At 48.6% G+C, this 17,389-nt stretch carries 12 protein-coding genes and 1 pseudogene; 4 read left to right on the forward strand and 9 right to left on the reverse strand.

Translation table 11 applies throughout. The features are described from left to right. Nucleotides 1–124: 124 nt before the first annotated feature. Complete coding sequence (locus HP552_RS14910; RefSeq protein ID WP_175396216.1) at nt 125–679, forward strand: glutathione peroxidase; 555 nt, start codon at nt 125–127, stop codon at nt 677–679. Between the two features lie 357 nt (nt 680–1,036). Then, nucleotides 1,037–4,213: a bifunctional cytochrome P450/NADPH--P450 reductase gene (locus HP552_RS14915; RefSeq protein ID WP_175396217.1), complete on the forward strand. Its 3,177-nt coding sequence runs from the start codon at nt 1,037–1,039 to the stop codon at nt 4,211–4,213. Nucleotides 4,214–4,383: 170 nt separating this feature from the next. Here the strand turns inward: HP552_RS14915 and HP552_RS14920 are convergent, their stop codons facing one another. Continuing rightward, the gene (locus HP552_RS14920) at nt 4,384–4,791 is read right to left on the reverse strand and encodes a hypothetical protein (protein ID WP_175396218.1); all 408 of its coding nucleotides are present in this window, start codon (nt 4,789–4,791) and stop codon (nt 4,384–4,386) included. Nucleotides 4,792–4,912: 121 nt separating this feature from the next. Here HP552_RS14920 and HP552_RS14925 point away from each other — a divergent pair, with 121 nt between their 5' ends. Next, the gene (locus HP552_RS14925; protein WP_175396219.1) at nt 4,913–5,257 is read left to right on the forward strand and encodes a hypothetical protein; all 345 of its coding nucleotides are present in this window, start codon (nt 4,913–4,915) and stop codon (nt 5,255–5,257) included. Nucleotides 5,258–5,375: 118 nt separating this feature from the next. Here HP552_RS14925 and HP552_RS14930 read toward each other — a convergent pair whose 3' ends face one another. From HP552_RS14930 to HP552_RS14960, 7 genes and pseudogenes are all read right to left on the reverse strand, one after another. Continuing rightward, the gene (locus tag HP552_RS14930; RefSeq protein WP_175396220.1) at nt 5,376–7,022 is read right to left on the reverse strand and encodes an MGH1-like glycoside hydrolase domain-containing protein; all 1,647 of its coding nucleotides are present in this window, start codon (nt 7,020–7,022) and stop codon (nt 5,376–5,378) included. A 23-nt stretch (nt 7,023–7,045) separates the two neighbouring features. Continuing rightward, nucleotides 7,046–8,362, reverse strand: a pseudogene (locus tag HP552_RS14935) (ABC transporter substrate-binding protein). A 98-nt stretch (nt 8,363–8,460) separates the two neighbouring features. Then, nucleotides 8,461–9,300: a carbohydrate ABC transporter permease gene (locus HP552_RS14940; protein WP_175396221.1), complete on the reverse strand. Its 840-nt coding sequence runs from the start codon at nt 9,298–9,300 to the stop codon at nt 8,461–8,463. 5 nt (nt 9,301–9,305) lie between these two features. Continuing rightward, nucleotides 9,306–10,220: a carbohydrate ABC transporter permease gene (locus HP552_RS14945; protein ID WP_175396222.1), complete on the reverse strand. Its 915-nt coding sequence runs from the start codon at nt 10,218–10,220 to the stop codon at nt 9,306–9,308. Nucleotides 10,221–10,339: 119 nt separating this feature from the next. After that, entirely contained in the window at nt 10,340–11,941 is a 1,602-nt protein-coding gene (locus HP552_RS14950) for a response regulator (protein WP_175396223.1), read from the reverse strand. Continuing rightward, nucleotides 11,916–13,736, reverse strand: coding sequence for a cache domain-containing sensor histidine kinase (locus HP552_RS14955; protein ID WP_175396224.1), 1,821 nt, complete (start codon nt 13,734–13,736; stop codon nt 11,916–11,918). Before HP552_RS14955 ends, HP552_RS14950 begins: the two co-directional genes overlap by 26 nt. A 111-nt stretch (nt 13,737–13,847) precedes the next feature. After that, nucleotides 13,848–15,137, reverse strand: coding sequence for a Gfo/Idh/MocA family oxidoreductase (locus HP552_RS14960; protein ID WP_175396225.1), 1,290 nt, complete (start codon nt 15,135–15,137; stop codon nt 13,848–13,850). Nucleotides 15,138–15,262: 125 nt separating this feature from the next. Here HP552_RS14960 and HP552_RS14965 point away from each other — a divergent pair, with 125 nt between their 5' ends. Beyond that, entirely contained in the window at nt 15,263–16,144 is an 882-nt protein-coding gene (locus HP552_RS14965; RefSeq protein WP_175396226.1) for an AraC family transcriptional regulator, read from the forward strand. Nucleotides 16,145–16,269: 125 nt separating this feature from the next. On the opposite strand, the gene HP552_RS14970 is transcribed toward HP552_RS14965, so the two are convergent. Next, on the reverse strand, nt 16,270–17,214 hold the full coding sequence (locus HP552_RS14970; protein WP_175396227.1) for a glycoside hydrolase family protein: 945 nt from the start codon (nt 17,212–17,214) through the stop codon (nt 16,270–16,272). Nucleotides 17,215–17,389 lie beyond the last annotated feature (175 nt).

Genomic DNA, 17,389 nt, shown 5'->3' on the forward strand with positions numbered 1-17,389 from the left:
TTACTCAAGGTCATAGACAAAAACTATTAAAATTATAGCATCTATATATTTAATCTATCATCGACCTGCGAGTATAATCAATTTAGATACTTTTCGTTGTTAACAAGATAAGGGGGGCTTTATAGTGAACATTTATTCTTATCCGATTTCGTCAGCGGATGGACGCATTGGTGATTTATCAGAGTTCGCGGGGAAGGTGCTGCTCATTGTGAATACAGCCAGCAAGTGCAGCTACTCCAGACAATTTTTGGCGCTGCAGCAGCTGTATGATAAGTACCGGGGGCAAGGACTGGAGATTTTGGCGTTTCCCTGCGATCAATTTAACCATAAAGAACCGGGCGGTAACGCTGAGATAGCGGAATATTGCAAAAATGAATTTCATATCACCTTTCCGATGTTTGATAAGATTGAGGTTGCCGGGCCATCCATTCACCCGTTGTTTCGCCATTTGACTGAAGAGGCAGCATTCCGGGGATATGACCTGGAAACGGAGGAAGGACAGTGGATGGACCATTTTGTCAGGGAAAACCATCCGACATTGTACCAAGGGAACGGGATCAAATGGAACTTCACCAAATTTCTGATCCGTCGAAACGGAGAGGTGAGTGGTCGTTATGAGACTACCATTGAACCGATGAGAATGGAAACGCAAATAAAGGAACTGCTCAAGCAGCTCTAGAATAAGCGAAGCCGTTGCCAAAACCAAGGTGGACAAGGCCTGAATACCTCAGGCCAAGGGACCACTTGGATCTTTGGATAGAGCAGCTACCCAATAGTCCTATGACTTTGAGACTGTTGTAGATTGGAACTGGAAATGTTAGGGTAAAAGTAAGGTAACGATGTCACTCCATTTTTTTTACTTTGAAATGACCAATATACCAATTCGGTCAATCGGTTCTGATTTGTTTTTTCTATGTTATGCATCAAATGTGATTACTTGCAGAAAATGAAGTCATGTCAGTTAATTTAAGGAGTTTTTTCAAAACATTCATTATTTATTTGGTTGGACTAATAAGTTGGAAGAGGAGCGAAGATTATGTCCCCATTTTCAGTACCACAGCCCAAAACATTCGGCCCTTTGGCTAACTTGCCACATTTAAACTTTGAGGAGCCTGTGCAATCCCTGGTCAAACTTGCCGACCAATATGGACCAATCTTTCGAATGGAGTACCCGGGACGAAGCGAGTTGTATATTTCGGGTCATGAGCTGGTGGCCGAGGTAACGGATGAATCCAAATTCGACAAGCGTGTGTGGGCACCTCTTGCGAAGGTTCGTGCATTTGCGGGAGATGGCCTGTTTACAAGCTGGACCGATGAACCTAACTGGAAAAAAGCCCATAACGTGCTGCTTCCCAGCTTCAGCCAGCGTGCAATGCAGGGATATCATAACAAAATGATTGATCTGGCTGTGCAGCTTGTTCAGAAATGGTCCAGGCTGAATCCCGACGAAACGGTTAACGTACCTGATGATATGACGCGCCTCACTCTGGATACGATCGGATTATGTGGATTTAACTATCGGTTTAACAGCTTTTACAGAGAAGAACCGCATCCATTTATCACGAGCATGGTACGCGCACTGGATGAATCCATGAGTTCACTGCAGCGCCTTCGTATTCAGGACAAGCTGATGATCAGTAAAAAGAAACAATTCGAACAGGATATTCGTTCGATGTTCACGCTGGTCGATCATATCATTGCGGAACGCAAAGAGCAGCCTCAGGAAGGTGCGGATGATCTGTTATCCCATATGCTTAGCGGCAAGGATCCGGAAACGGGTGAAACACTTGACGATGAGAATATCCGATATCAGATTATTACATTCCTCATTGCAGGACATGAGACAACGAGTGGATTATTATCCTTTGCCATATACTACTTGATGAAAAATCCGGACAAGTTGGCCAAGGCGCAAGCCGAAGCTGACCAGATTTTAAAAGATCCGGTTCCGACGTACAATCAGGTTCGCAATCTGAAATATATCCGCATGGTGCTGAACGAAGCATTGCGCCTGTGGCCAACGGCTCCGGCATTTTCCCTGTACGCCAAAGAAGACACGGTGCTCGCAGGAAAGTATCCTTTGCAAAAAGGGGATAGTGTAAGTGTGCTCATTCCCAAGCTGCATCGTGACCGTGATGCTTGGGGTGACGATGTAGAGGAATTCCGTCCCGAGCGGTTCGAGGATCCGAGCAAGGTGCCGCATGATGCCTACAAGCCGTTTGGTAATGGTCAACGGGCCTGCATTGGACAGCAGTTTGCACTTCAGGAAGCAACGCTTGTGCTGGGCATGGTCCTGAAACATTTTGATCTGATCGATCATACGGATTACCAGTTGAAAGTAAAAGAGACATTGACACTCAAGCCGGATCATTTCACCATTCGGGTTCGTGCCCGTGGTGGGCAGCCTGTCATGGCTGTTCCAGGTGTTTCGGTACAGGAGCAGCCGTCCTCGGCTGCCAAAAGAAAAGAGCCTGATGCGGCAAATGCCCATCACACCCCGATGCTTGTCTTGTATGGTTCCAATTTGGGTACCGCGGAAGGTATTGCCCGTGAGATTGCAGATCATGCACGATATCAAGGCTTTCGAAGTGAAGTGGCAGCACTGAATGATCGAGTAGGCAAGCTGCCTAAAGAAGGTGCTGTTGTCATCGTCAGTGCATCGTACAACGGCCAACCTCCGAGCAATGCCAAGGATTTTGTAGAATGGATTGAACATGCAGATCACAAGGAATTTGAGGGAGTCCGCTTTGCAGTGCTTGGATGCGGGGATCACAACTGGGCCAGCACGTATCAGCGCATCCCGCGTTTGATTGATGAACAGCTCTCTTCGAAGGGAGCAACGCGGTTATCTCCTCTTGGTGAAAGTGATGCTAGCGGGGATTTTGAGAAGCAGGTTGAGGACTGGACTGAACAATTGTGGCCGGATTTGGCACGAGCGTTGGGACTTGAGCTGAACAGCAGCTCAGGCAGTGAGCGCAGTTCATTGTCCGTACAGTTTGTAAGTGGACTGGCGGTGACACCGCTTGCAGATACGTATGATGCCCATGTAGCTCAAGTGCTCGAGAACCGGGAACTTCATGATGCGGGCAGCCAGCGGAGTACACGTCATCTGGAGATCCAACTGCCTGAAGGCATGACCTACAAGGAAGGCGATCATTTGGGGATTCTTCCGCAAAATCCACCGGAACTCGTGGAGCGTGTACTAAAACGTTATGGTTTCACTGGTACGGAACACCTGGTTTTGGATGCATCTGGTCGAAGCGCCGCGCACTTGCCTCTGCATCAGTCGGTTAATCTGTATGACTTGCTCAGCCACAGCGTGGAATTGCAAGAAGCAGCAACACGTGCACAGCTGAGAGAGCTGGCAGCATACACTGTGTGCCCGCCGCACAAGAAGGAGCTTGAAGCGCTTCTGGATGAATCCGTGTATATGGAAGAAGTGCGAGGAAAGCGGGTATCGATGCTGGATTATCTGGTTAAATACGAGGCGTGTGAAATACCGTTTGAACGCTTCCTGGAACTGCTGCCTTCACTCAAAGCGAGATATTATTCCATCTCCAGTTCACCTCGTGTCCAGCCGGAACAGGCCAGTATCACAGTTAGTGTAGTTCGTGCTCCTGCCTGGAGCGGACAAGGGGAATATAAAGGCATAGCGTCAAACTATCTGGCGAACCTGAAACCGGGTGAAGAGGTGGTCATGTTCATACGGACGCCAGAGTCCGGGTTTGAATTGCCAAATCAAGCGGAGGTACCGATTATTATGGTAGGTCCAGGAACAGGTGTGGCACCATTCCGTGGCTTCCTGCAGGCAAGACGTGTTTTGAAGGAACAAGGGCAGCAGGTTGGCGAAGCCCATCTTTACTTTGGATGCCGTAATCCGGAGCATGACTATTTGTATAAAAATGAGCTTGAAGCTGCACAGCAAGAAGGGCTTGTCCAGCTCCATACCGCTTTCTCCAGAGTGGACGGACAGGACAAGTGCTACGTGCAGCATCTGATGAGAGACGACGCCCAAAAGCTGATCCCACTGCTTGAGCAGGGCGGGCATCTGTATATTTGCGGAGATGGAAGCAAGATGGCCCCTGATGTGGAGGCTACGCTGAAGAAAGCATACACCGACATTAGCGGCAATTCGGCAGAACAGGCTGATGCATGGCTTGAACGTTTGCAGCAGGAAGGGCGCTATGCCAAAGATGTTTGGACAGGCTTATAATGAGGAAACCCCAATGGAGCTAATCCGCTTATTTTTACATGAATAAGCTGCGCGGTGAGACACAGAGAAATTCTGTGCTCACCGTTTTTGCCATGAAGACATAAGCAGGCAGAGCTGCAGAAGTTGCGTTATAATTTGAAGGGGAGCATGAATTCATGACACGATACGAATCAGCGCGTCTGCTTTTTCTTTTGCAGTGCTGGACGTTTGATGGATTCGATCTGGGTCAGAGGAAACAGGATGCGGGAAGGAAATTTGCCCTTTCCCTGAAGCTCCAGATAATCGATTCCCACGCCAACCAGTCGGATATTTCGAAAGGCGTTTTTGGATGGGAACACGGTGCGAATGCCTACCCGCACACCTCGGCGTGTTTGCGGCGTATCAAACACACGGATGGATAACAGGGTGAGCGGAATAAACAATTGTCGATTGACTTCGATAAAATGATGAGGGTACACCCGTTTGATGCGGCCCGGTTCAAGTCCTGATCTCGGTGTATTAAGCTCGGCCAGATGTCCCTGCAGCTCTGCCAGACGCTGTTGCAGCGTTTTGCCTGTATGGAGATGATGCCAATTCATAAGTCATCCTCCGTTCTCCGTTTATACCTATTATATGAGCGGAAGAGGTCCAGAGGTGAGCAGTTGGCTGCCCATGTTTGTTCAACAAGGTCCATAATATATGATATAGGGAGTGAATCCAATGAACGTGGAAATAAACAAAGATCTTATAAAGGATGAACGCGGGAATTATTATATCGCCGTGCAAATGGAAGGAAATGAGCTAACACTCGTTAATGCGTTTGTTGAAGCATCCTTTACTCCGGAATTGATCTACAATGAAGAGTTTCGAAGCAGATATAAGGAGATCGAGGGCGGGTTCGTTGGCAAAATTGCAATGGACCTTCTGCGGCATGATGTGGTTATGGGATTAAAAGCAATCGACCGACAGCTGCTGAACTTGTCCGATGTGGAGCAGGAGTATAACGTGAGTTTTATCGATACGATTGAATTTTATCGTCACCCCGCGTGGAAACGCAAAGCTTGATCATATTCGTTTGATTCGTTTTCATAGCTGCTGCTTGAGGATCGAAGGGACCTAATGAAAGCTTGGAAATAGTAAAGGCGCAAGTGCAGAGAGAGTCTCTGCACTTGCGCCTTTTAATTCATTGATAACTGGGATAGATAATGCCGATATCTCGGAAAGTTTTTAAAACACCATCCGTATAGCATTGCATCTCATTTCCTTTGATTAGGATCGGGATGGATTTCCCCTGATAGATGAGCTCACCCTTAATTGTCCGCACACTCATTCCAATGACACTTTCAAGCCGACCCTCACGATCGGTAACCAGTCGAATGCCAGACGGGCCTTGAATGTGAAGACTGCCTTCCCGGTATACCATAAGATGGTCTTGTGTAATCACCAACTCGAAATGCTGACCATTTACAGTTCGGCTGTATGCCGTATTGCCAGCAACCACCTCGCCATGATCCATGTCCACGGGAAGAAGTCCGGTAAACCACAGCTGGTCTGAACCGACGGGCATAATTCCGCATAATCGTTCCACATAATCGAGTAGACACAGGATCGCAGGGGAGTAAGTTTCTGTGAAGCCTTCCTCACCGGTCCATGGGCTTAGGTTTTGGGCAAAACGTTGCGCTCTGGACAATGCAGCAAGGATCGGATTCATCACCCAGGTCAATTCCACATACCGATGATGAGCTTCGAAGGCATGGGGGGCTCGAATCAGGCTCAAAAAATTGGATGGTCCACCCCAGCTGTTATAGGCAGATGAAGGATCGAACCTGGGATCGTCCATGGCTATGGATGGAAAGGGATATCGGGCAAAAAACTTGCTTGTATTCAGCAGATATCTTCGTAACACCTTGTCGAACAAGTCTTGGTCGCCCACTTCGCAGGCCATCACGCGCAGCAGCACATCGGATTGGACTCTGACCAGCTCGTCATTTCGATCACGATCATAAAAGAACTGCTCATCTTCGTCATAACAATAACGAAAGAGACGATCCAGACTGATTTCGGCTTTGGCCTTCCATTCCAAACCGGATTCGCCAAGCTCCTCAGCCATACGGGCCAAATACATGCGCTGGCAATATATATTGGCGGTCAAATCCGGGGCCAGGAAGGGCAGTACCGGAGAATCCGGATGACATGCAGCAGGATCATTCCTGTAGGGCGTATCCGGCACATGCCAGAACCTCGGTGACAGATCATGTCCGGTATCAAATGTGCTGAAGGCCTCAACACATCCGGTTCCCCGAGTATCCCGGTGACGCGCGATCCATTCGTCATAACGTGACATGGCCGTATACATCGTTTTTAGGAAAATGCGGTCCTGGCCGTGAAGCAGATAGTGGTTCCATACACTTCGGGCTAGTGGAGTAACCAGTTGAATCTGACGATAGGAAGGACCGTCCTCCGTCAGTTTATAAGGCAGCAAGCCATCTTCTCGCTGATGAGCGGCAAAGCTAAGATAGGTCGTTTGGGAAACGGATGGAACCAGGCGGGACAGCAGCTCTGCGTTAATCGTACCTGTGCTCTCCAGCCAGCAGCCGAGATAAATTCCTCCTTCCTGTAGAACAGGATCGCTGCCATCCATGGGAACAATGCAGGCAAGCAGCTTCTCTACTGCAGTGTAATAGGCCTTTTCCAGTCGTCCGTCTGATGCGGCAAAACGAACTCCAGTTTCCTGCCACTCTTGCAGGATCTTTGCATCTTCCGGTTTAGCCGGCTGCACGAGGTCTTGAATGGAGATTTGGCGCAGCCGGTTTACTAGTTCTTCTGTCATGTCCGCCTCCTTGTGGGGCTCGGTTATTGATTCGATTCGAAGATTCGAACGGTACCGTTGTAGAAACTCGATACGGCTTCCTCGACACTTTTGCGTCCAAAGCCAATTTCCTGGGTTGTCGTCTGAGCCAGCTTGGAGAATTCGGCAAAACCAGGAGGGTTATAGCTTACATCAAAAGGTTCCGTTTTGGTGGCTTCAGATACAAAATTGGTATAGTCATAAACGAGCTCTTCAACAGCTCCCGCTTCTTTCTGAAGAAGATTACGATTGGTTTCCGTAACAGGAACGCCGCGGTCATTGCCAAGAATTCGGGCAGCATCTGGATCATTGATTCAGAAATCCATTAGCGTGGCAACCTCTTTCGGATACTTGGTATTCGCATAGCCCGATAATCCCTGACTGGATTCGAAAACGACACCCGTACCTTTGGGTCCACGCGGAACAGGATGCAGAATTAGCGGATCTTCCGTCAGACTCTGGAAGGCAGCCAGCTGGTTGGAAGGAAGCAGGCTCATGGCGGCTTTGCCCGTGATCAGCAGGGATTTGCTCGTGTCATCATGGGGATTGGAGACCTGCATTTCAGGTGTAACCACACCGCCGGATGCCGAAGCCTTCTCCCAATACTGGAACCATGCGAGGACATCTTCCTGTGCAAACCCTAATGTACCGTTTTTCATGTCATACAGCTGTTTGCCACGCTGCTTTAAGTAGATGTCCATGCCGTCGACCGTGAAGTTATAGGTTCCAAATATACCATCGCCGAGCTTGTCAGACAGCTCCTTGCTGATGGCCGCATAATCATCCCAGGTCCAATCCGAATCAGGCAGAGGAATGCCAGCTTTTTCAAACAAAGCCTTGTTGATCACAATGCCGCGTGCGTTGGCACCTGCTGAAATATGCTGAAGCTTTCCGTCAAGACGCCCGTATTCCACCATGGTGGTATCCATGCCATCCAGGTTCAACTCCTTGCCAACATACGGATCAAGATTGAGCAGCACATTCTTTTTGGCATAGTCGACCACATTTCCACCCAGGAAGAAAACATCCGGTGCAGTGCCTGACGCCAGCTGCGTATTCAGTTTGTCAAAGTATCCGGAGGAAGGAGCAAATTCGCCCACAATTTTAATATTCGGATGTTTCTCCTGAAATACTTGAAGGGCTTCGTTCGTAATATCGGCTCGCTTCTGGTCACCCCACCACATCATGCGCAGTTCAACCTGACCGTTGGCTTCGCCCTTTTGATCCGTATTGCCGTCAGCGCCTGTATGATCCGTACCAGAGCAGGCTGTTGCGAGTAACAGGAGTGAGGCGGCCATTCCCATCTTGAGTCGTTTAAACATTGTTCATCCTCCCAACAAATATGGTGATTTTGAAACTTTGGCGTACTTAAACATGTGGAGAGTGGTAGACCATAGCCTGACAATCTTTTAATCGGTACTTACTTCAGACCAGTTGTAGCAATGCCTTCAAGAAAATAGCGCTGAAACACCAGAAAGATGATTGTTACGGGCAGCAGAGACAGCGTCGACATGGCGAGCAATGCACCCCAATCCGATTGTCCCGATGGATCGAACAGGGAGCGTATGCCCAATTGAACGGTGAACAGATCAATCTTGCTCAGGTAGATCATCTGGCTGAAGAAATCGTCCCAGCTCCAGATAAAAGTGAAGATGGCGGTTGTGATCAGTGCGGGAACCAGGAGAGGTACCACAATTCGGAAAAAAATCTGGGATTGTCCGCAACCGTCGATCGTTGCACTCTCGTCGAGCTCCCGTGGAATACCGCGGATAAATTGCACCATCAGCAGAATGAAGAAGGAGTCCTGTGCCAGCCATTTAGGCAAAATAAGCGGGAAGTACGTATTAATCCATTGCAATTCGTTATAGAGAATATATTGGGGTACCAGCGTCACATGGTAAGGCAGCATGATTGTGACCAGCATGATACTGAACCACAGCGTCTTTAGCTTAAATCGGAGCCTGGAAAATGCATAAGCAGCGAGTGAGCACGAGATGACATTCCCCAGGACGCTCATGACCGAGATTAATGCCGAATTGCCGAAGAATCGGCCAAAGGAAACGCCCTGCAGCCCTTTCCAGCCATTCACGTAATGATCCAGTGTGAAGCTGGTCGGAATAAGACTGCTGCTGGTGAAGATCAGCTGGTTTGGTTTGAACGAACTGAAGATGAGCCATAACACCGGGTATAGCATCAGCAGACCGAGAAGGATAATGACAATGTGCCTCCCGGTTTGAACCAGCTTTCGTCTGAACGGCATATACATTACCTCCCCTCCTGGTTGTCGCCATAGAACACCCAGAACCTGGATGTGAGAAAGACGATAGCAGTGAAAACACCGATAATGACCAGCATGATCCATGCCAGTGCCGAGGCATATCCCATATCAAAGAACGAAAAGCCTTTCAGATACAGGTACAAGGTGTAGAACATCGTGGCATCGAGGGGTCCTCCGCGACCATCTCCGATGACATATGCCGGAGTGAAGGCCTGGAAGGAATTGATCATGCTCATAATCAGATTAAAAAAAATGACGGGTGACAGCATCGGCAGGGTGATGCGGAAGAATTGGCGCAGCTTGCTAGCTCCGTCCACATCGGATGCTTCGTAGAGATCGGCAGGTATCTGCTTAAGCCCAGCCAGGAAGATCACCATCGCCGAGCCAAACTGCCACACGGACAGCGTAACAATGGTGTAAATGACGTAATCGGGATGTGCAATCCAAGCAGGTCCTGCTATGCCGAACCAGTTCAGAAACTGATTGACGAGTCCATTGCCGTCGAAGATTTGGCGCCATACAATGGCAATCGCTACGCTTCCTCCCAAGAGAGAAGGAATGTAATACACGGTCCGATAGATCCCTAGTCCGCGAATGCCTTTGTTTAGCGCCATCGCTACCAGCAGTGCAAATGCCAGTCGAAGTGGAACGGACAGGAAAACATAAAAGAAGGTGAGCCCTAGCGATCTGCGAAACGTATCATCTTCACTGAAGATTTGCACATAATTGCTGAGCCCTGTCCACGTCGGTGGCGACAACAGATTGAACTTGGTCATGGATAAATACAGTGATGCAACCATTGGCCCCAGTGTTAGGCAGAATAGGCCAATAAGCCAAGGCAGAAGGAACAAGTAGGCTGTCTTATTTTGCTGGCCGTATAAGGGCGTGGACATTTTTTTCATGGTTTGCCTCCCTTCAGGCTAAGAGTGGACGGTCGTTCAGAATATTGAATCCGCTTACACAATAAGCGGTAAACGACCTGATAACCTCATCTTACCTGGGAAGCGAAGGGGCCGGAATCTCATTTCTTCGGATGCTCATTAGCGATTTTTTCGGATTGCTTTAATCGGTACTCCGAAGGACTCATGTTGTGCATTTTTTTGAATCTGGCACTGAAATAGCTTGGTGAAGAGAAGCCTGTAAGCTCGGTGATATCCCATACACTCAATTGAGTTTCCTTCAATAGACGTGTTGCGTGTTTCATCCGGGTCTCTGTCACATATTGAATAAAGGAGATGCCTGCTCCTGCCTTAAATATTTCCGAGAAGTAGGAAGGGTGATAATTAAATTGCTCCGCCAGAGAGGTGAGCGTTATTTCCTGCATGTAGTTTTCGTCGATATATCGTTTCGCCGATTCGATCAAACTCGCTTCCGTGATCTCGGATGGATGCTGCAGATCCACAAAATCCCGTGCCCATTGCATAAGCATCCGATCCGCTTGCTCGGGGGTTTCCAGCCACAGTACCCATTCGGGAGAAAGCCACTGAGATTGCTTGCTATGAGCATGACGCACGTAGTCCATAGCCGCTGACTCCATCAGAAGTGAAATTTGCAAAAGACACCGGACGAGGCGGGAAGGGGATTGCCGAAAGGCATCATCCAGCTCTTTTCGAATCATGCTGCGGAAGGAATCCAGTTCGCCTCGAATGAGGCATCGATGCAGTGCGCGACTGGTCTCTTCTGGCAGCAGCGGGCTATGATCCGTTACCTGTGTGGTCTGAGCTTGACCAGTCTGACGTCCGGCAAGGTTCCAAGCCAGCAGGGAATGGACGTACCCTTCCTTCCAGCGGTCAAGCCCTGCTACCGTCAGCCCAATTCCCATCTGCACTTCCATTGTCAAATAGGAATTAACTTGTGCCGACAGTCTTTCCGCAAATTGATGCTGAATGCCATCCAATAACATGAAATGCATGATTCCAGGATGGGCTGTATCCTGAAAAACATGTGCGCTCCCCGAATAGGACTGGGCAATTTCACGACAGACCATCTGGAACGGGAGGTGCATATCCTCCGGAACACGGGTCTCGGAAGCAGGTGGATGGCTTGTTTCCCTCAGACCCGCAGTCAGGAAGCAAACCTGGGAATACTGCCATTCATCCAGATGGAACAGTCTGATCCGTTCCGGTAGTGCAGAAGGAGGGAGCTTGCTGCCCTTCACGAGATCCAGCAGGAAGTGTGTTTTCATCTGTTGATAGTATTGGGACAGGCGCCACTGCATCATTTCGGAATCATCCCGGGTCTTTCGTTTCTTGTCCATTTCCTCTTTGATCTTGGTTAAGGCTGTTCTCAGATCTTCCCGCGTCACTGGCTTCAAAAGGTAGTCCATGGCATGACTGCGGACTCCGGCTCTGGCGTATTGGAAATCTTCATATCCGGTAATAATGATAATTTCAATGGACGGATTGTGGATTCTGCAAATATCCAGCAGCTGCACTCCATCCATGACAGGCATGTTCATATCTGTTACGAGCAGATCAAACGGACCTTGTTTCAGCAGTTCAACAGCTTCAACGCCGTTGGCTGCCTCACCTGAGATAGCAAAGCCCATTCCATCCCAGTCCACTTTCAGTTTCAGACCTTCGCGAACTTCGATTTCATCATCGGCGATCAATACGTTGTACATGATTATCCTCCTGTACGGGTAGAATCAGTTCGATACATGTGCCCTGGGCATCCCCGTTTGTAATATGAATGGCAAAAAGGGAGCCGTAATGCAGGCGACACCGGGCAATCACATTTCCAAGTCCAATGTGCCAGCCTGAATTCCGTAGAATCGGCTCCAGCTGTGAGGTGACAGCCTGAGGATCCTGGAGTCTGGATATGATCTCCTGGGGCATGCCGGGTCCGTTGTCCTTTATCTGGATTTGCAGACGTTGGTCCAACCTGATAATTCGAATATGCACCTGTGCAGTAGCTTGGTGCTGGAAGCTGTATTTGACGGCATTCTCGATCAACGGCTGCAGAATAAACTTGACGATGATGAGGCGATCCAGACCGCCCGATTCCTCAATGGAGATTTCAAGTTTAGGACCGAAACGGGTTTGCAGAATGGAGATGTAGTGGCGGACATATGCAAGTTCCTCGGCCAATGATACAAGATCATCATTCGTATGCATGGAGTACCGCATCATTTTGCCAAGATCCTCTATGACCTGCACGGTATCGTCTGTTCGACGCTGCATGGCGAGACTGCTTACCAGCTCCAGCGTGTTGAACATAAAATGAGGGTTAATCTGCATCAGCAGTGCTTTATATTCGGCTTGCTGCCGAAGCAGTTTCAACTCGAATTCATTTTGGATATGCTGTCTCAGCCGGAGGATCATGTAGCGGAAGGTAGAGACGACATAACTGATCTCGCTTTTTACATTTTGGTCCGGAGGCAGTAGAGACTCGGCCTGGTCAAAAGCACCACGCTGCACCTGCCTCATCGCCAGCACAAGACGTGTCAAGGGTTTGGTTACACCGTAAGACAGCCAGGCCGCAGCACACAGCGACAGAAATATCACGGCGATCGTGACTACAAGTGTTGTCGTTTGGAGTTTGTGCAGAGAGGAATACATTTCTTTTTCCGGTGCCAAACCAACCAGCATCCAGCCCGTGCGTCCCAATTTTTTGTATACCATAATGTCCCGTTTACCCTCATCATTGCTCAGATATTCAACACCTGATTTCGGTGTACTCTTTCGTATAAGATCGATTTGGGATACGGCCCTCGTCCCAAGTTCATGAGCCTTTTGGGAGAGGATGGGCTGGCCTTGTTCGTTCAGCAGAAAAATGGTGCTGTTCTTAGCCAGATGAATCCGGCTTAGTGGTTCCAGAAAGTAGGACTCGCTTACATTGACCTTCATGACATTACGTGCAGTAGCATGATGGAAGGTTCCAATAGGCATGAGCAGGCTAACCACCGGATTGCCATGATCTCTAACGCGTTCATGCTCGTCAGTATGTGCCGACAGCCATCGGTCTCCGGATGCGAAAAAATTCGTATACCATGATTCTTGCAAAAAGGCAGGGTCATTGGTGACCTGATTTTCGGCGCCAATCCGAAGCCCGTTTAGTCGATAGATGGACACATCGGAAATACTGGTGTAACTGTTCGTAGCCTGCGTCAGAAATCGGCTCATGGCAAGGTTTGCCAACATTTTCTCCCCCTCGGACAACTGCGGATCACTCAGGGCATTATCCCAACTTTTCGCCATATCACTGTTGAAAACGAGGGAGGCTGCATCGTAAATCTGCATTTGGACCATATCAATATAAGAGCCGTATTCCTCCATTTTCTCCAGAGCAGAGGATTCGATATAGGAGCGTATGACAGCCCGTGATTCCGCAAATAGCAGGAAGGAGAGCGTGCCGAATGAGAGGACAAACAAGACAATAATCAAGGCAATCAGCCGGCTTTTTAATGAAAAGAACATCCATTTCCCCCTTGATATTAAGATTTTCTCAAGCCAGGACTCCAAATGGAAAAAAGACCGCGTGAAATACGCAGCCTTGAATAACATGTTGAAGGAACAACCTTGCAATAATTAAAATTGAACCAGGCTATTGATTTGGACAGGCATCCCTGTAGAAATCGCACGGTTGGCTGCAATACCGGTCAGGATGGATCTCGCTCCATCGATATGGTTGGCAGCACGGGCATACGGATCTTCTACAGGTTCGCCGAACAGATCATTGAGCAGTACCGGGTCTCCTCCGCCATGTCCGCCTTTTTGCTCTTCGACATGCACTTCATACGGGGCATCGAACATGGGAAGTACACGCAGCGTTTTGCCAATCAGTGCACCTTCCAGACTTTTGTCGCCGAGTGAATTGACATAGGACTGTTCCACAATGGACATCTCGATCCGGCCTTTGGTGCCGTTAATGGCGATACGATATCCCTCCCACGGCTGATAGGCGACAAGGGAATAGGTCAAAATCGCTTTGTTCTGATACTGGACGAGCACGCCCATCGTATCCTCAATATTGATGCCATCCCCAAATACGCTCTGATCGCGCTGATAGCCATCTTCAGGCTCCGCATCCAGATACATTGCTTTGAGATGCGCATCCGAATCCAGATGGAGTGCAAAAGGATCCTCCTGAGCGAGCGGATTGCCGGTTGCGCGGTTGTAGAATTGGGTAACGCCACGTTCTTCCGCATTTTCCCGTCCATAGTACATCAGATCACCAAACGCAAAGACCGTTTCGGGCTGAGAACCGATCCAGAAATTGACCAGATCAAAGTGATGGGTGGACTTATGCACAAGCAATCCTCCGCTGTTACGTTTGTCGCGGTGCCAGCGGCGGAAATAATCTGCACCATGCCGGGTATTGAGCAGCCATTCGAAGTGAACGGAGGTGACTTTTCCAATCGTATCGTTCATGATCAGCTCACGGATCTTGGTATGATGGGGAGCATAACGGTAGTTAAAGGTCACCCTGATATTTTGCCCGGTCCGCTTGGCGGCATCAAGGATGTCCTGGCATTTGTGCTCATCAATGGTCATGGGCTTCTCGGTCACGACATCGCATCCAAGCTCCATGGCCCGAATGATGTACTTGTGATGAGTACGGTCAATACTGGTCACAATGACGGCGTCCGGTTTCTCGTTTTCAATCATTTGATCAAATTGATCTGCTGTATAGGTGGGGACCTCATTGTATTTATATCGTTCTCGCAGCAGTTGATTGGCATAATTCATCCGGGTCTGATTGATATCACAAAATGCTGCAAGTTCGGATTGTTCACGAAAGTTTTGTGCCAGTGCACCGTAAAAAAATTCGGCCCGCCCCCCGGTACCAACCAATACATAGCGTTTCTTGCCACTCATATCTATCGCCTCCTTGAATATAGCTCTAGACTATAACAAGGGAATACTTCTTTCGCCGCATTTTTTGCGTAATCGCTTTCAAACCCCGCTTATTTTGCTATAATCCTTGAAAAGGGGGCTGCATCATGTCACAGCCGTTTCGAGCAGATTACCACGATCCTACCGGATATTTGGATATTGAATATGATCGCCGGCTTGGCTATTATTCCATGACAGCTGACCATCTTCATGACCATTATGAGCTGTACTATCTCTTGAAGGGTGAGCGCATCTATTTTATTAAAGACCGCTCCTACCACGTAAAAGCCGGGGATTTTGTATTCGTGGACCGGAATGCCGTTCATAAGACACTGGAGAGCGGGAGACCAGACCATGAACGAATTGTACTGTACCTGAAGCCGGAGCTGTTTGGGGAGATGAGTATAGCGCCTTCATTGATTGAGGGGTTAAAGGAACCTTTCGGATGGGAAGTTCCGATGCTGAGGCTTCCACCACATAACAGCGAAACCGCAGAACGAATTGTCAATGAAATGATTGATGAGATGGTCCAGCCCCAAGCGGGAAGCAGTCTGCTGCTGCGCCACCGATCCATTGAATTGCTGCTGATCGCATACCGCAATCAACAGCAGGGCAAGGTACATGCTGCGGAGAGCGAGCCGATTCTACATCCCAAAACGCAAGCGGTTGTCCGCTATCTGAATGAAAATTATCAGAACCCTCTTTCGCTGCCCGAAGTTGCGGCAGAATTCCGGATCAGTCCGCATTATCTCAGTCGATTGTTCAAACAAACCACAGGATTCACCTTTATCGATTATCTGAATCTGCTTCGCGTGAAGGAAGCGCAGCGCTTGCTGCGGGAGAGTGGGGATTCCATTACGGAGATCGCCTGGCGTGCAGGCTTCAGTAACTTTTCCCATTTTGGCAAAGTGTTCAAACGGACAGTTCAAATGTCTCCAAGAACATACAGACAGGGGTATAAAGATTCGGGTCTATCTCAATCTCTGTAAATTGCTCAGAATCAAGCGGGAATCAAAAGAAGACCTGATCAAGCCTGCAAAAGCAGGTCTTTGTTCAGGTCTTTGCCAGTTATTTTACATTAGAAATATACTGAGATTCGTCTTGCAGGGTGTGCTCAAACGGAAATATGGTCTACATCTGTCTCTGGACGAAGCTGCAATTGCAGCTCTTCATCACGGTTGCAGACCATAACCCCGTTCACTACATCCAGCCGGGCGGCTTGAATCGAGGAACGACGAGCAGGCTCACTGGCATGATCGACGCCTTCGATACGGTCCGGATGAGTGAAATAGAAGATATAGGCTTCTTCATCCTGGACCACCACATCTGCATGCAAACCGATCACGCCATCATCTTCGCGAATCCCCGGCTGATCAAGGATCATGCTGTTCCACTCCCAATGTTCCAGATCATCAGATTTATATACGGCTTGTCCTCTCCATTCATCAACAATCATCCAATAGGAATCATGGAAACGAAAAACGTTAGGCCCTTCGTGGGCACGACCTGTAATGACCGGACCGATAACGTCCCAATGGTAGAGATCCGTGCTGTCTGCGGCATAGGTGTGAGAAGAATTCGTCTCGTCCTTGTACCACATACGGAATCGTCCATCCGGGAGCGGGTAGATGCAGGCATCGATGACGCGGTCTGAACTAAGCTCCAGTTTGCCATGAAACGTCCAAGTCAGGAGGTCGGGGCTGGTGTAATGCATAATGTGACGGTCATGACCCGGCCAGTCATGAGGTACGCCTTGTATATAACTAACATACATGTGGTACGTGTTGTTATGCCAGAATATTTCCGGTGCCCAAAACGTATTATGTCCCCATTCATGCTCAAGACCTGTCAACGTACCGCGATAAGTCCATGACTGTCCTCCATCGGATGAAGAGGCTACGCCGAGATCCGTGCCGTGAACCCAGGCAAACTTCGGACCTCCTGCGGTAGCTCTGCGATTGGTGTAGATCATCCACCAGGTTTGCTCGGAACGATTCCATACAACGACCGGATCAGCCGCTCCATCGAAGATGGGATCACGAAATAAGGGTGCACTCAAGATAAAGTCCTCCTTTAATTAGCCGCATAATATTAGTAAGCATTGTATCTATCGTAAAAGAGATCGGGTGAAATTACAATATAACGTTTTCAATTGATATGAATTAATATATTAACTAATTCTGAAATAAGCATTTAATTTAGAAACAACCTTGGGGATGTGCCATCTGATTAAA

It is taken from the genome of Paenibacillus xylanilyticus, from assembly GCF_013359935.1.
GTDB classification, from domain to species: domain Bacteria; phylum Bacillota; class Bacilli; order Paenibacillales; family Paenibacillaceae; genus Paenibacillus; species Paenibacillus xylanilyticus.

What these genes read in the sequence shown, in the direction of transcription:
- HP552_RS14950 (WP_175396223.1), bottom strand. Translation starts at nt 11,941, where the DNA reads ATGTACAACGTATTGATCGCCGATGATGAAATCGAAGTTCGCGAAGGT.
- HP552_RS14965 (WP_175396226.1), top strand. Translation starts at nt 15,263, where the DNA reads ATGTCACAGCCGTTTCGAGCAGATTACCACGATCCTACCGGATATTTG.
- HP552_RS14960 (WP_175396225.1), bottom strand. Translation starts at nt 15,137, where the DNA reads ATGAGTGGCAAGAAACGCTATGTATTGGTTGGTACCGGGGGGCGGGCC.
- HP552_RS14925 (WP_175396219.1), top strand. Translation starts at nt 4,913, where the DNA reads ATGAACGTGGAAATAAACAAAGATCTTATAAAGGATGAACGCGGGAAT.
- HP552_RS14930 (WP_175396220.1), bottom strand. Translation starts at nt 7,022, where the DNA reads ATGACAGAAGAACTAGTAAACCGGCTGCGCCAAATCTCCATTCAAGAC.
- HP552_RS14915 (WP_175396217.1), top strand. Translation starts at nt 1,037, where the DNA reads ATGTCCCCATTTTCAGTACCACAGCCCAAAACATTCGGCCCTTTGGCT.
- HP552_RS14920 (WP_175396218.1), bottom strand. Translation starts at nt 4,791, where the DNA reads ATGAATTGGCATCATCTCCATACAGGCAAAACGCTGCAACAGCGTCTG.
- HP552_RS14945 (WP_175396222.1), bottom strand. Translation starts at nt 10,220, where the DNA reads ATGAAAAAAATGTCCACGCCCTTATACGGCCAGCAAAATAAGACAGCC.
- HP552_RS14940 (WP_175396221.1), bottom strand. Translation starts at nt 9,300, where the DNA reads ATGCCGTTCAGACGAAAGCTGGTTCAAACCGGGAGGCACATTGTCATT.
- HP552_RS14955 (WP_175396224.1), bottom strand. Translation starts at nt 13,736, where the DNA reads ATGTTCTTTTCATTAAAAAGCCGGCTGATTGCCTTGATTATTGTCTTG.